15 protein-coding genes are annotated in these 13,348 nt (G+C 45.7%); 4 read left to right on the forward strand and 11 right to left on the reverse strand.

Annotated features, from left to right (window positions below; all coding sequences use genetic code 11):
* Positions 1 to 9: 9 nt before the first annotated feature.
* The 4 genes from M662_RS10940 to M662_RS10955 form a co-directional block, all read right to left on the reverse strand.
* Positions 10 to 1,179 carry a GTP-binding protein gene (locus M662_RS10940; RefSeq protein WP_008639764.1) on the reverse strand — a complete coding sequence of 390 codons (1,170 nt, stop codon included), beginning with the start codon at positions 1,177 to 1,179 and terminating at the stop codon, positions 10 to 12.
* A gap of 16 nt (positions 1,180 to 1,195) precedes the next feature.
* Positions 1,196 to 2,332, reverse strand: coding sequence for an FAD/NAD(P)-binding protein (locus M662_RS10945; protein WP_035387984.1), 1,137 nt, complete (start codon positions 2,330 to 2,332; stop codon positions 1,196 to 1,198).
* 28 nt (positions 2,333 to 2,360) lie between these two features.
* Entirely contained in the window at positions 2,361 to 2,630 is a 270-nt protein-coding gene (rpsN, locus tag M662_RS10950; RefSeq protein WP_008639759.1) for a 30S ribosomal protein S14, read from the reverse strand.
* Positions 2,631 to 2,791: 161 nt separating this feature from the next.
* The gene (locus M662_RS10955) at positions 2,792 to 3,340 is read right to left on the reverse strand and encodes a GNAT family N-acetyltransferase (protein ID WP_008639757.1); all 549 of its coding nucleotides are present in this window, start codon (positions 3,338 to 3,340) and stop codon (positions 2,792 to 2,794) included.
* A gap of 278 nt (positions 3,341 to 3,618) precedes the next feature.
* On the opposite strand from M662_RS10955, the gene M662_RS10960 reads away from it, so the two are divergent.
* Positions 3,619 to 4,014, forward strand: coding sequence for a sporulation protein (locus tag M662_RS10960; protein ID WP_008639755.1), 396 nt, complete (start codon positions 3,619 to 3,621; stop codon positions 4,012 to 4,014).
* A gap of 35 nt (positions 4,015 to 4,049) precedes the next feature.
* Here the strand turns inward: M662_RS10960 and M662_RS10965 are convergent, their stop codons facing one another.
* Positions 4,050 to 5,189 (reverse strand): FtsW/RodA/SpoVE family cell cycle protein, encoded by a 1,140-nt coding sequence (locus M662_RS10965; RefSeq protein ID WP_008639754.1) that lies wholly within the window; start codon positions 5,187 to 5,189, stop codon positions 4,050 to 4,052.
* Between the two features lie 127 nt (positions 5,190 to 5,316).
* Between M662_RS10965 and M662_RS10970 the strand changes: the two genes are divergently transcribed.
* A complete protein-coding gene (locus tag M662_RS10970) occupies positions 5,317 to 5,694 on the forward strand; it encodes a fluoride efflux transporter FluC (protein WP_008639752.1) in 378 nt (125 codons plus the stop codon).
* Positions 5,691 to 6,062 (forward strand): fluoride efflux transporter FluC, encoded by a 372-nt coding sequence (locus M662_RS10975; RefSeq protein WP_008639750.1) that lies wholly within the window; start codon positions 5,691 to 5,693, stop codon positions 6,060 to 6,062. Before M662_RS10970 ends, M662_RS10975 begins: the two co-directional genes overlap by 4 nt.
* Positions 6,063 to 6,079: 17 nt before the next feature.
* On the opposite strand, the gene M662_RS10980 is transcribed toward M662_RS10975, so the two are convergent.
* Positions 6,080 to 6,787 (reverse strand): GDSL-type esterase/lipase family protein, encoded by a 708-nt coding sequence (locus tag M662_RS10980; RefSeq protein ID WP_008639749.1) that lies wholly within the window; start codon positions 6,785 to 6,787, stop codon positions 6,080 to 6,082.
* Between the two features lie 131 nt (positions 6,788 to 6,918).
* Between M662_RS10980 and M662_RS10985 the strand changes: the two genes are divergently transcribed.
* Positions 6,919 to 7,344 (forward strand): YusW family protein, encoded by a 426-nt coding sequence (locus M662_RS10985; RefSeq protein WP_008639747.1) that lies wholly within the window; start codon positions 6,919 to 6,921, stop codon positions 7,342 to 7,344.
* 29 nt (positions 7,345 to 7,373) lie between these two features.
* On the opposite strand, the gene M662_RS10990 is transcribed toward M662_RS10985, so the two are convergent.
* The 5 genes from M662_RS10990 to M662_RS11010 all read right to left on the reverse strand — a co-directional run bounded on the left by M662_RS10990 (position 7,374) and on the right by M662_RS11010 (position 13,338).
* Entirely contained in the window at positions 7,374 to 7,673 is a 300-nt protein-coding gene (locus tag M662_RS10990) for a hypothetical protein (RefSeq protein ID WP_008639745.1), read from the reverse strand.
* A gap of 163 nt (positions 7,674 to 7,836) precedes the next feature.
* Positions 7,837 to 8,985 (reverse strand): saccharopine dehydrogenase family protein, encoded by a 1,149-nt coding sequence (locus M662_RS10995; RefSeq protein WP_026577289.1) that lies wholly within the window; start codon positions 8,983 to 8,985, stop codon positions 7,837 to 7,839.
* Positions 8,986 to 9,012: 27 nt separating this feature from the next.
* Positions 9,013 to 10,509: an aldehyde dehydrogenase family protein gene (locus tag M662_RS11000; RefSeq protein WP_008639741.1), complete on the reverse strand. Its 1,497-nt coding sequence runs from the start codon at positions 10,507 to 10,509 to the stop codon at positions 9,013 to 9,015.
* 1 nt (position 10,510) lies between these two features.
* Entirely contained in the window at positions 10,511 to 12,166 is a 1,656-nt protein-coding gene (locus tag M662_RS11005) for a thiamine pyrophosphate-dependent enzyme (RefSeq protein ID WP_026577288.1), read from the reverse strand.
* Positions 12,163 to 13,338: an aminotransferase class I/II-fold pyridoxal phosphate-dependent enzyme gene (locus M662_RS11010; protein WP_008639739.1), complete on the reverse strand. Its 1,176-nt coding sequence runs from the start codon at positions 13,336 to 13,338 to the stop codon at positions 12,163 to 12,165. The genes M662_RS11005 and M662_RS11010 overlap by 4 nt, the downstream gene beginning before the upstream one ends.
* Between the last annotated feature and the right edge of the window lie 10 nt (positions 13,339 to 13,348).

Here is a 13,348-nt window from a genome sequence, read left to right on the forward strand (position 1 = left end):
TTTTCTGTGCTATTGGTAGGAAGGAAGAGTATCTGGAAAGGACCTCCAATCCATCTGCATCTCTTCCTCACTCAGCAGACATCCATCCAGTTCCTTTTGAATGGTTTCCTTGTCCATATTTGCACCAATGAATACCAGCTCCGTCAATCGATCCCCATGCATAGTATCCCACTCATCATAGAGAGCCGGATCTTCTTCCAACAAAGCAGACTGCTCCTCTGCGGGGTAGGACGCTATCCAGGAACCTGCCTTCTGGATGGATAAAGACGGGCCGGCCTGGGAAAGCAGACCAATGGCTTCATTCCTGGAAGCAAGCCAGAAAAAACCTTTAGAACGGATGACTGTATCCGGCCATTTCTCGAGCCATTGATGGAACCTTTCCGGATGGAAGGGTCTTTTCCTTTTATAAAGAAACGATGCGATTCCGTATTCCTCCGTTTCCGGCACGTGTACTTCATTCAATTCTTTGATCCAGCCTGCAGACTGACTGGCCTGCTCCCAATCAAATGAATAAGTACCCCACACTTCTTTTACATCCAGTTTCCCAAAGGATGTTTCGACAATTTTGGCATCCGGGTTCAATCGACGCAACACGGCAGAAAGATACTCCCTGTCTTCATCCCTAACAAGATCCACTTTATTGACGACGATTACGTTGGCAAACTCGACTTGGTCTATTAGTAAATCGATTACTTCCCGCTCATCCTCCTGACCTGACCCTTCCCCTTTGTCTATCAGTGACTCGCCAGATTGATAATCATGCCAGAAGCGATAGGCATCAACAACTGTGACCATCGTATCCAGTCTGCAGATAGAATTCAAATCAATTCCAGTTTCCTCATCTTTATAAGTGAATGTCTGTGCGACGGGGATAGGTTCGGAAATTCCTGTCGATTCAATGATAATATAATCGATATCCAATTTAGTTAATTTTTCCACTTCTATAATAAGATCTTCTCTTAATGTGCAGCAGATGCACCCATTTTGAAGTTCCACCAATTTTTCCTGCGTGCGCTTAAACGCCCCGTGTTTAATCAAAGAAGCATCTATATTCACTTCACTCATATCATTCACGATAACGGCTGCTTTGACCCCTTCTTTATTATGCAGAATATGGTTTAAAACTGTAGTTTTACCCGAACCTAAGAAACCGCTTAATACCGTAACAGGTACTCTCATTCATCCTTTTCCTTTCTTATAAAGCAGAGATGCGCTCTGCCACTTTTCTTGCACCTGCAATATTCCTTGCAGCTGGACCAATTTCAAGCTCAGCTAACGGACCTGTGACAAAAAGGCCCGATGCCCACGCCAGATTTTTATCGGGTATTGGAAACCCACACGGGGCACAAGGCAGGTCGGCTTGGCATATGGTCTCTTTTAACCAGAGAGGAAGCTTCTGCTCTGATCCAGTAGCAAAAATGCATTCGTTCACTTCGATCGTACAACAGTCCAAGGACAGCTGGATTTCCATCCCTTTATCCTCTACTTTCTCTATTTCACCTGTGTGAACAGTCAGCATCTTCTTTTTTTCCAACCTGTTAGCCTTTATGTGAAGATCCCTTGTTATCGACCCTTTATTACGGGCATGACGGATCATATCTCTTCGCTTTATATAGCAGGTGCTTTCATTAAATTTATTTAAATATTTTGGACCTAACCATCCGGGATCACTGTCAAAGTCCTTGATTCTGAACGGGTGACGTTTGATAAGATGGACCGGCTTCTCTGAAGTCTCAGCAAGCGATGCCGCCAAATGAACGGCTGACATTCCACCACCAATCACCGCCACTTCCCCTTCCTTTTGAAACGTATCGTGGGAAAAGACGTGGACAGGCTTTCTTTTCAACCCCTCCGCCCAGGCAGGTATAGATGGATACTCCGTCGCACCAACAGCAAGAACGACATTTTCAGCTATCATCTCTTCCCCGTCGTCAAGCTGGATCTTCCAAACATCGTTCAGCTTCCAGAGACCTCTTACTTTCCCTTTTTCCCAACACGACTTAAGATCAACAGCATGAAACATATCTTCACAGTGATTATTAAACATTTCAAGCATCGGGCGGTCATATCGACCGACAAACCCTTTCGTATATTCCTTCTGCTTCTTGTATTTTCTCAAGCTGTAAGGGTCGGGATGAAGATGATGAACGGAAGAGGACCGAAGATATTTCATCCCCACTTTAGAAGTTAATGTTTTCCATTTTTCCATTGGATGATCATGCGGGTCGATAATTACTACATCTTCCTTTCGCGTTTTCTCCTGAAGTAAAAGCCTTGTGGCAACGCTGCAACCGTGTACCCCTCCCCCAATAATCACCCACTCAAACATCATTTTCACCTCTTATTCCTCTGTTTTGAGATTACCAGCTTGATTTCTTCACGCCGGGAATCTGGCCTTTATGGGCATAATCTCTAAACGTGATACGTGACATTTTGAATTTTCGCATATATCCGCGGGGCCTTCCTGTGACTGCACACCTTCCAGTCAACCTTGTAGGAGAAGAATCCCTCGGCAGTTTACGAAGGGCCTCATAGTCACCCCTTTCCTTTAGTTCTCTTCTCAAGCTCGCATACTTCGCGACTAATTCCTGACGTTTTCTTTCCTTGGCAATCTTCGATTTTTTAGCCATCCTGTATCTCTCCCTAAAAAGTAATTATTACGATTTAAAAAACGTTAAAAAAAACACCCTCGAGGATGTTTTTTAGTAACGATTACGATTTACATGATATCGTATCGTTCCAATCTTGTAAAGTTTCTTTCCTCTCATGAAGAATACCGTCCTTTCCAACACTACGAAGACAGATCGTATTCCTCACTTAATAGCGAGTGAATGAAAGCGTCGTGACTTTGATCTTCACGGACTAAATAGTTCCGCAGCGTCCCTTCTTTCTTAAATCCGAACTTCTCCAACATACGGTTGGAAGGAATATTATCAGGAAAAGTGACAGCCCCGAGCCTACGTATCTTCAGCTCAAGAAAGGAAAAACGGATAATCTCTTTTACTGCTTCAGATCCCAATCCGAGACGCCAAAAGTCAGGATGAATCTCATAACCGATCTCCGCCCTCATGGCTCTTGGATTCCAATTGTTGAGACCAACTGTACCTATAAATCTTGACTCGTTCTTCACTGTAAGGCCCCAGCGGATTCCCCGCTTTTCCTTCCAAGTGGATTGGAAAGACCGGATGATTTCTCTCGCCTGCTCCGGAGTTTTCAATGCATCCATCCCATAATATTTGGTCACTTCTTCTCTGGACATGATGTCTAAATATGCAGCAGAATGCTTTCTTGATACATTAGTAAGTGACAATCTTTCTGTCTCCAAAATGGGAAATTCCATCTCCATCCCTCCTGATAAAATCAACCATACCACACCCTTAGAGAAAAGAATAAAGAAATTTCGAAAAAATGTTGACGAGGAGTGAAGCGTTAGGTAATATATGGCTACAGTCTTTAGAAAAAGAAAGATCATTGATTTTTGTGCAGCGAGGCGAAGGCTCAGTGGGAGCTGTTCGTGATGGATCTGCCTCTTTTTCACAGGAATGGCGATGGACCTTTATTTCTCCGTCGGGAATTATAATTTTGAGCAGCTATCACTTTTGTTCGGAGGTCTTACCTATGATTGCGAAACTACTGAACCTGGTTGGAGTTGGATCCCCAAATGTTGATCTTGTGTTATCGAAAACGAATTTTCACCCTGGGGATACGGTAACCGGTGCATTCCATTTCCGGGGAGGAATTAGTACACAAACTGTGAAACGGCTTGAATGTGATCTGATGAAGAAAGAACCCGGGGAAAACCCCGTATGGATCCAAGCCGTCACAACCATTTTAATGGCCCGCACGATGGAATCAGGGACCCGTGAAGAGTATCCATTCAGCTTTGAGATACCAGATAACATCGACTGCTCCAATCCGGCTCTGACATATGAACTAAAAACACGTCTTGTTTTTACGAACGATAAGAAAACATCCGATACGGATATGATTCATATCATTCCGAGACACGAATAAAAAAACGCCGTCCCTTTGAGGGCCGGCGTTTTCCGTTATGCGGCTATTTTGTCTTCCTGGTTTTTCTTTACTTTCGATACAGCGTGAATATTGATCAGGATACCCACAGAAAACATCATCATCAATAATGACGTTCCACCGTAACTCACAAAAGGAAGTGGAACTCCAGTGAGCGGAATCATTCCCGTCAACCCTCCGAGGTTTACAGCTGTTTGTATTCCTATCAGACCCGATATCCCTATTGCCAATAAACGCCCGAACATATCATGGCTCTTCATACTAATGAAAAGTCCCCTGAGTACAATCAAGGCAATCAATCCGAGTACCACAGTTACTCCAATAATGCCAAGTTCTTCTGCCACAACAGCCATGATGAAATCCGTGTGTGCTTCCGGCAGATAACCGAGCTTCTGGACACCTGCTCCGAGACCCGTACCAATCAAACCGCCATTATGTATTGCAAGGTAGGAATTGATCAGTTGATAGCCGGAATCATCAGCGTTTTGAAAGGGCTGATAGGCTCCCTCAAAGCGCGACATCTGCTCTTCACTAAGTCCGAACATATACAAACAGACGGCTGTTACACTAGCAAGTGTCAACAGGAATATAAGGTGGGACCGCTTCAGGCCGCTTGACATAATAACTAGTCCGGATACAGCAAGCGCAATAACGGCTGTCCCTAAGTCAGGCTGTTTAAATATCATACCGATGATGAGCATGGTCATGATGATAGGCGGCAGCAATCCGCGTGCAAAATCTTCAATGTAATCTTTTTTCTTCGTGTAAATAGCTGCAAGGTAGATAATCAATGTCATCTTGGCCAGCTCCGCAGGCTGAAAGCGCCCCAAAAACGGGATCGGCAGCCAGGATTGGGCGTTATTGGAAGTATGCCCGATGGCAAATACAAGCAGCAGAAGCACGATGGTCAATAAAAGCAGTAGTTTGAACAACTTCCTGTAATTCCTGTAAGGAAGGACAATTCCGAGGAACAAAGCGAACAAGCCTATTATCCACGAAACCACCTGCCTTTTAAAGAAAAAATCAGGGGTTACATCGTACACCATCACACTACTGACCATACTCGCGCTGTACACCATCACTGTACCGAAAGCGGAAAGGGCCAGAACTGCGAATAGGATGGAAAAATCCATGTTTTTTAAAATCTTCAGAATCATTGGTAACCCTCTTTCATCTGTTCCTTCCCTTAAATTATAAGGCTTATCTTCCCGTAAAAAAAGCATTCCTTTCAAATAACTTCGAAAGTAATTATAATGTCATATAGATAGGCAGGTGTTTTGTAAGATGGTATACCTTTATGTCGGTATGGGTGGTTTTATCGGGGCTGTCCTGCGTTACCTCGTCGGGTTGTTTTTGATGGGGCCGGTTACAGGTTTCCCGTACGCCACGCTTTTTGCCAATTTGACCGGCAGCTTCCTGCTGCCCGTCCTGACGATAGGCTTTTTAGAGAAGCATGATATTTCAAGAGAATGGAAGAGCGCAATTGGTACAGGATTAGTCGGATCTTATACGACTTTCTCGACTTTGACGACAGATGCACTGGCTCTTTACGGAACAGGCGCGTCTATTCTTTCCATTACTTATATTATCATCAGCCTTGCCGGGGGGCTTCTATTATCTAAATTCGGTTTCGAACTCGGAAGAAGGAGGGTCGCATCTTGATTTTCTTAAAAATTTTCTTAGTGGGTGCGGGAGGTTTCCTCGGTGCCATCCTTCGGTATGAGGCAAGCGAGCGTATGAAAGGGTGGATGAATGGGGACTTCCCATGGGGAACGTACACAGTGAACCTCCTGGGTTCCTTCCTGTTGGGATTCTTAATAGGCAGGGATACGCCCCCGTTGGTATTGTTATTCGCCGGAACAGGATTGATGGGCGCCTTTACAACCTTTTCCACCTTTAAGTTTGAGGCTGTTAAATTACTTGCGCAGGAGAAGCGGATAACATTCTACGTGTATCTTACCTTCAGCTACGCAGGCGGCTTGCTCTTTGCGTTTACAGGACTAAAACTCGGGCAATGGTTCGTATACTGAACCTTGTGCCCGAGTTTTTATTCATCAAAATCATATGCCTGGATAATCCGTTTCGTCAATCGTTCGTACCCTTTTTCATTCAGATGAAGTTCGTCACTGAAAATACGTGTCGTTTTTTCTTCAAAAAGATCATTGGTTTCTACAAACGTGATACCTGTATAAGAATCGATCAGACCCTTGCTCGTGCTATTCCATTCCTTAATAATTTCATCTATTTTTCCATTATCCGGGTAAGGGTTATAAAGACCGAGAAAGAGGATGGGAGCATCTCCGTTCGAACCCCTCACCGTTTTCAAGATTGATTTTAAATTCTTTACATAATCCTTTTTACCCGCAGCGATTGCCTCCTTATTGATTTCTGACAAGTCTCCCCCGTTACTTTCAATCAAGTCATTGGTTCCAATGAATAACAGGATATAGTCTGCCTTCTGCAATGACTTCAGAACTTCCGGATCATTCATCTGGGTTAGCATCCCGTCCGTCTGCTGATCAGGAATTCCGTAATTATCTACTTTCACATCTTCTCCATTCGTTTCAAACCACTGTTTAAGGTTTTCCACGTACCCTTGTCCGCTGTCATCTCCAATTCCATAGGTCAATGAATCTCCCAATGCGACAATTCGCTCCTCTTTTGGACCGAACCAATCATTTCCCGCACCTATCAGAATAATAGGGACGAAGACGACTAATACAGCAAGGATGGCCTTAGTTGTTGTTTTTTTCATGACTGCACCTCCGAATCCATGACACGTAGTTTCCCCAGTTACAAAGGAATAAAACTTTTACTGCGACGTTTAGTCAATGATTTTTCAGCATAAACTAAGATCAAATCCGATAAAGGAAGGCGGCAGGAAGAATGAAAGTCGTTTTCATTTGCCTATTGACAGGATTTCTACTTTTAAGTGGATGGATGTCCAGCCCGGAAACAGCAAAAAAGGAAGATAGGGTCCTGAAACAGTCCCTTTCTTCCTCTCCCCAACACGTGGAACAAATCCATATAGGAGTCATTTATCCAAATAATAAGGTCGTGCGCATTCGATTCCATTCCGGCAATCAGCAGTCTGCAGCCTATAGAGACGACCGGAACCTGATCAACTGGAAAGGGGAAGAGGCATGGAGGGAACTCGATGGCGTTCTTGAAAGCCTTATCTTATCTAAAGAATTGGACGAATCCTTCTATAAAAATGCTGTGCTTGAGATGTTTGCGATTTCCACAGATTATAAGGAATTCTCCATGGAAGTGACCTTCGAAGATGGAACAAAACTCAAAGTGGAAGAATAAATAAACTATAAAAACCAGAGAAACTCAGCTCAAAGGCGGTTTCCCTGGTTTTTGAATTGTCGCGCATGCATCTTGGCAAAGGCGATGATACGGCGGTAAACATCCGGATGAATCTCTTTCTTTAAAGGGATATAAAGTTTAGCACTATCCTCGTCAATGATTTTGATCCGCTCTCCTCCCCTTACATAAAGAGTCACATAGAGGAACGGGTCCCTCATTTCAATCTGTCTGAGGTAATTTTTTGGAAACTGCGCGGTGATCAACAATCGATCTTCTACCTGCTTCAAAGAAAGCTGGCTGTGAAACGTTAGATTATTTATTTCTTCCAAGTACAACAAACCACCTCCGCATTTTTACAGAATTTTATTAGGCCTATAATAACATTCCACATCCTCTACTTGAAATCCTACCCTTCCATCTACAGTGACTGTAAAGTTAGTGTGAAGGTTTTCTTAAAACAGGAAAGGGCGGTCTCTGCCGCCCTATTCCTTCTTACTTTAGGTCCTCATTAATCATGACTCCGCGCTTCGCCATTTCCTCGATATACAACGCACCTGGAACGATGGACTCCGGCGGACATACACCTCGCTTGGATATGGCACCGCTTCCGATCATTTGTGCGACAACAGATATCGTATTAGCAGTCGCACGGGCCATTGCTGTCACCTTTGTTTCCGGGTCTTTATACGTCACCATCTCGTACTCGTATGTCTTCTCGACGCCTGCCCTGTTTCCACCAACGCTCACGCGCAGGAGCACAGCATCCTCTTTATCTTTCAAGTCGACTATTGGGTCAATGGACTTTAGTAAGACCTCTCTCGTCTTTATCAGTGTTCCGCCTATTTCGACTGTATTGTCGGCTCCGGTTAAGTTCAAATCTACGAGCAGCTTCATTTTTTCAGCATGGCCCGGGTAGCGGATCGTTTTGTACTCGAGCGTCTCTATATTCGGGTAGGATTTCAACAGCGTCGAAGTCCCGCCCGACGTATGGAAAGCTTCCAGCGGCCCGAACTTTGCGAAATAGATTTTTTCCACTTCTGTAAGGGATTCCACCTCCGTAAGTTTTCCACCACGAATGATTGTAGAAGGATCCGAATAATGATCGAGCAGACCTTCCATGGAGAAGACATGATTATATTCAAGCGGGGGTTCTGGACGAACCGGTATCCCTCCTACGAACAGCCGGATCGAAGACAGGTGATTGAGCTTTCCAGCACCGAATCCGGAGAGAATATTTATCATCCCCGGAGCTACACCTAGATCCGGTATAATAGTCACACCCTCCTCTTTAGCCCGTTCATCAAGTTCGAGCACTTTATCGGTTATGTGCCCGATATGCCCTCCAAGGTCCACCGAATGAACACCAACATCGATTGCTGTCCTCGCTACTATTTCATTAAAAGAATAGAACAAAGCATTGATGACGACGTCATAGTCCTTGAGAAAGGCCGCTAGCTCGTTCGTATTCCCGGCATCGACGACATGAGCACTGATTTTACCGCTGCTCAGCGATTTACAGACCGCTTCTGCTCTTTTAAGGTCGATATCTGCAAGCCCGACCTTCTTCACGCCGGGACTGTGCACTAAATCACGCGCTGCTTCTTTTCCCATTAAACCAGACCCTAGAACAGCTACTCTCATTGTCCCATCCCCTTTTATATATTGATCTTAATCCACGTCGATTTGGGCCCTTTGGAGCTTTCCGCTGAAATCGACATATACGGCTTTCCACTCTGTAAATACATCCAACGCAGCAACCCCGGAGTCTCGATGGCCGTTGCCTGTCCCCTTCGTACCTCCAAAAGGAAGATGGATTTCAGCTCCTGTCGTTCCGGCGTTTACGTAAACAATTCCTGTATCTAAATCTCTTTGAGCCGTAAAGACTTTGTTGACATCCTTTGTAAAAATGGAACTGGAGAGACCATATTCTACACTGTTGTTGATATCAACGGCTTCTTCAAAACTCTGGACAGGAATAAGCGAAACGACCGGTCCGAAAATTTCTTCTTTGGCTATACGCATGTCTTTTGTGACATCTGTGAACAGGGTGGGGGCAAAGTAGTTGCCTTTTTTATGGCTGCCGTTTTCCATAATATAGCCGCCCGTAAGCAGCTTGGCTCCCTCCGCTTTCCCAACATCAACATAGCCTTTTATTTTTTCGAGGCCGGACCGGTTAATAATCGGTCCTACTTTGATCGATTCATCCAAGCCGTTGCCGATGGAAAGCCTGGCAATTGCTTTCTGAAGGCGCTCTTCCAGCTCATTTTTCACCTTCTCATGTACCATCACACGGCTGCACGCCGTGCAACGTTGGCCGCTTGTTCCGTAGGCGCTCCACAAGATCCCTTCTACGGCAAGGTCCAAGTCTGCGTCATCCATGACAATAACCGCGTTCTTTCCACCCATTTCAAGGGATACTTTCTTCAGACGCTCCCCGCATTTCCCTGCAATGGTGCGCCCGACCTGGTTGGACCCTGTGAAAGAGATGACGCGGATGTCCTCTTCTTCGATCATGGCTTCTCCCACTGTCGAACCAGAGCCGAAGACGACGTTAAGTACGCCTTCCGGAAGTCCGCAATCCTCAAAGATCCTTGCCAGTTCGAAAGCCATAATCGGTGTTTCCGTCGCAGGTTTCCAAACGACTGCATTTCCAGCTACAATTGCCGGAAATGATTTCCATGTAGCAATGGCAATAGGGAAATTCCAGGGGGTGATGATGCCGACAACACCGACGGGCGCGCGGACACTCATTGCGAATTTATCCTTTAACTCAGATGGTGTTGTTTGACCGAAAAGTCGTCTTCCTTCACCGGCCATGTAAAAAGCCATATCAATTCCTTCCTGCACTTCACCGCGGGCTTCCTCAATCACCTTTCCGTTTTCCATCGTTAATAATTGAGAAAGACGTTCCTTTTCTTCTTTCATCCTCTGACCGACTTTGTATAGAATTTCTGCACGCTGTGGTGCGGGTACTAGTGCCCATTTTCTTTGAGCCTTCTTTGCAGCCTTCACCGCATCGGAGACTTCCTTGCGCGTCGACAACGGAACATGAACGATCGTTTCGGATGTAGCTGGATTGACAACCGGCACCGCGGCTCCTGACTTGATTTCCTCCCATTTACCACCTATAAAGTTACGCAGTGTTTCCGTTTGAATATGACTCATACTATTCCTCCTCCATATGACGCTCTCTAATTTGGTCGATCGTTGCTCCTACCGATATCCGCTCGCGGTCCTCTTCAATTTCAATGAGGACCGGTCCATCTATCTGCAGGGCTTCTTCCAATACTTCACGGAATCGGGAAGCCGTTTTGACATAAAACCCTTTTGCTCCAACTTTGTTTGCCCATTCATGGAATGGAACTTGTCCCAGTTCTGTACCGATGACTTCACCTGGATAATGCATTTCCTGATGCATCCGAATAGTACCGTACATGCGGTTGTTAAATACGATACTGATGACAGGGATGTGATACCTTACCGCTGTTTCCAACTCCTGCATCGTCATCATAAATCCACCGTCACCGGACAGGGATACCACTTTCTTTGTAGAGGAAGCAAGCTTTGCTCCAATCGCTGCCGGCAGACCATATCCCATAGCTCCTGAAGTAGGGCCGATATAAGTCCGATCCTTCCTGAATTGAAAAAAGGAGTGAAGCCACCCGGCAAAGTTCCCTGCATCATTGGTTATAATCGTATCTTCTGGAACCGTTGCTTGCAGATGACCGATTATTTGACCATTCAGCGTTTCGTCTCTCGACGTAAGCGTTCTTTCATAAACCAACCTTCGTTCCTTCCTCCATTCCTCCCACGTTCTATTAAGAGAGAGAGCATTTAACGAATGTAATGATTCCTTTGCATCCGCTACACAACCGACATCCGGCGCAAAACTTGTTCCGAGAGTATCATAGGATATATCGATGTGTATGAGTTTCTGCCGCGGCTGAATTAAGGAATAATCCTGGGTGGTCACTTCGGAAAGTCTCGTTCCGACCGCAAGAATCACATCCGCACGTTGGACGGTTTCTTTGACACCGCGGTCCAGCCCTAAACCTAAGTGGCCGACATAGTGAATGGAGTCGTTTGGATACACATCGTGCCTCCGAAATGCAGCCAGCACCGGAATATCAAATTTCTCCGCAAATGTTCTTAATGAAGCTTCGGCCCCTGATGCAACGATTCCACCACCGGCAATGATAACCGGCCGGTCTGCCCCCTTCAGCAGATCGAGGATGTCTTGGATTTGACTGTCCGAGAGCTTCGGTTTCGGAATCTTTACAGGGGCCTTTTGAAATACCATGGAGGACGTCTGCTTTAATACATCTTCCGGCAGAGAAAGCACCACAGGCCCCGGTCTTCCTGTCCTTGCAATCCGGAATGCTCTTTGTACAAGTTCCGCTGTCCTTGGAGGCTCACGTATTTCAGCCACCCATTTTGAAATCGGACGCAAAAAAGCCTCAAGATCCACTTCCTGAAAGCCTTCACGGCCACGAAAACCTGAGTGTACCTGACCAAGCAAAACGACCATTGGTGTAGAATCCTGGTACGCGGTGTGAACCCCAATGGTTAAGTTCGATGCCCCGACCCCTCTCGTAGCCAGAACCACCCCGGGTTTTCCGCTTGCCTTGGCATAACCTTCTGCCATGAAGGATGCTCCACCTTCATGTCTCGCAGAGATTAGCTCGATATTCTGCCTCTTCTTTATGGCGTCCATCACAGGAAGGTAACTCTCTCCGGGAACGCAAAACACTTTGGATATTTTCTCCCTGTTTAGACATTCAACGATGGCCTCTGCGCTTGTCATTGTTTTTTCTTCTTTCATACAGATCCCCCCTTCCTCGCTTTCTTCATACGAATGACCGCTTGTTCCAGCCTATCTAAAGGAACAGACAAACTGATCCTTACATACCCTTCTCCACCTTCGCCGAAAGCCGTGCCAGGGGTAATAATGACTCCCGCATTGTCGAGCATCTTCTCACAAAACTCTGCAGATGTTTCTCCCGCCGGTACCTTTGCCCATATAAACAGCGTTCCCTTCGGTTTCAAAGCTCTCATATCTAGAGATTCTAAAGCACCCATCATCATCTCCAAACGTTTTTCATAGATGCAGTTGTTCTTTATAACTTCCGATAGATCACTTTGAAGCGCAGTTGCCGCTGCCTTCTGAATCGGGAGGAACTGACCAGTGTCTTTATTGCTCTTTACTACCGACAACGCCTGGATCAATCGAGCGTTACCTACGACATATCCGATCCTCCACCCCGACATGTTGAAACTCTTTGACAGAGAACCGAACTCGACCGCGACTTCTTTCGCTCCTTCTACCTGAAGAATGCTTGGTGCACGATAGCTTCCGAAAGTAACCAGGTCATAGGCGGCATCTTGAATTAGAAAGATTCCTTTATTACGCGCAAAGGTTACAGCTTGCTCGAATGTTTTCCGTTCCACGGTTGCTCCGGTAGGGTTGTTTGGATAGTTCATGAGCATCAGTTTTAATCGCTGGTCCTCCTGACCAAGGAGCCTTTCAAAAAGGGGCTTGTACCCGCTCTCCTCATACAGCCGGTATTTAATCCCTACACCATGAGCCAAGTGAATGGCGGATTGATAAACAGGATACCCGGGATCCGGCATAAGGACACCGTCTCCCGGGTCGATGACGGCTTCCAGCATATGGGCCAACCCTTCCTTGGAACCAATCAGGGCAAGCACTTCCGTTTCCGGATCCAATTGAACATCATAGCGTTTCTCATAGAAATCAGCGACCGCTTGTCTAAACTCTTCGCAGCCGCTGTATGGAGAATATTTGTGATTCGCCGGTTTGTGGACTTCATCCACCAACCGGTCGATGATGAATGGAGGCGTCGGCAGGTCCGGAGCCCCTATTCCAAGATCAATCACGTCTATCCCCTGCGCCTGAAGCGCCTGCTTCTTCTTTTGAAAAATAGAAAATAAATAGGTAGGTAAACGATCCACTAACTTCGAGCTATGCATCATACCATTCAAA

Origin of the sequence: Bacillus sp. SB49 (assembly GCF_000469135.2) — a bacterium.
GTDB lineage: Bacteria > Bacillota > Bacilli > Bacillales > Halobacillaceae > Halobacillus.

What these genes read in the sequence shown, in the direction of transcription:
- M662_RS10940 (WP_008639764.1), bottom strand. Translation starts at nt 1,179, where the DNA reads ATGAGAGTACCTGTTACGGTATTAAGCGGTTTCTTAGGTTCGGGTAAA.
- M662_RS10945 (WP_035387984.1), bottom strand. Translation starts at nt 2,332, where the DNA reads ATGATGTTTGAGTGGGTGATTATTGGGGGAGGGGTACACGGTTGCAGC.
- rpsN (WP_008639759.1), bottom strand. Translation starts at nt 2,630, where the DNA reads ATGGCTAAAAAATCGAAGATTGCCAAGGAAAGAAAACGTCAGGAATTA.
- M662_RS10955 (WP_008639757.1), bottom strand. Translation starts at nt 3,340, where the DNA reads ATGGAATTTCCCATTTTGGAGACAGAAAGATTGTCACTTACTAATGTA.
- M662_RS10960 (WP_008639755.1), top strand. Translation starts at nt 3,619, where the DNA reads ATGATTGCGAAACTACTGAACCTGGTTGGAGTTGGATCCCCAAATGTT.
- M662_RS10965 (WP_008639754.1), bottom strand. Translation starts at nt 5,189, where the DNA reads ATGATTCTGAAGATTTTAAAAAACATGGATTTTTCCATCCTATTCGCA.
- M662_RS10970 (WP_008639752.1), top strand. Translation starts at nt 5,317, where the DNA reads ATGGTATACCTTTATGTCGGTATGGGTGGTTTTATCGGGGCTGTCCTG.
- M662_RS10980 (WP_008639749.1), bottom strand. Translation starts at nt 6,787, where the DNA reads ATGAAAAAAACAACAACTAAGGCCATCCTTGCTGTATTAGTCGTCTTC.
- M662_RS10985 (WP_008639747.1), top strand. Translation starts at nt 6,919, where the DNA reads ATGAAAGTCGTTTTCATTTGCCTATTGACAGGATTTCTACTTTTAAGT.
- M662_RS10995 (WP_026577289.1), bottom strand. Translation starts at nt 8,985, where the DNA reads ATGAGAGTAGCTGTTCTAGGGTCTGGTTTAATGGGAAAAGAAGCAGCG.
- M662_RS11000 (WP_008639741.1), bottom strand. Translation starts at nt 10,509, where the DNA reads ATGAGTCATATTCAAACGGAAACACTGCGTAACTTTATAGGTGGTAAA.
- M662_RS11005 (WP_026577288.1), bottom strand. Translation starts at nt 12,166, where the DNA reads ATGAAAGAAGAAAAAACAATGACAAGCGCAGAGGCCATCGTTGAATGT.
- M662_RS11010 (WP_008639739.1), bottom strand. Translation starts at nt 13,338, where the DNA reads ATGATGCATAGCTCGAAGTTAGTGGATCGTTTACCTACCTATTTATTT.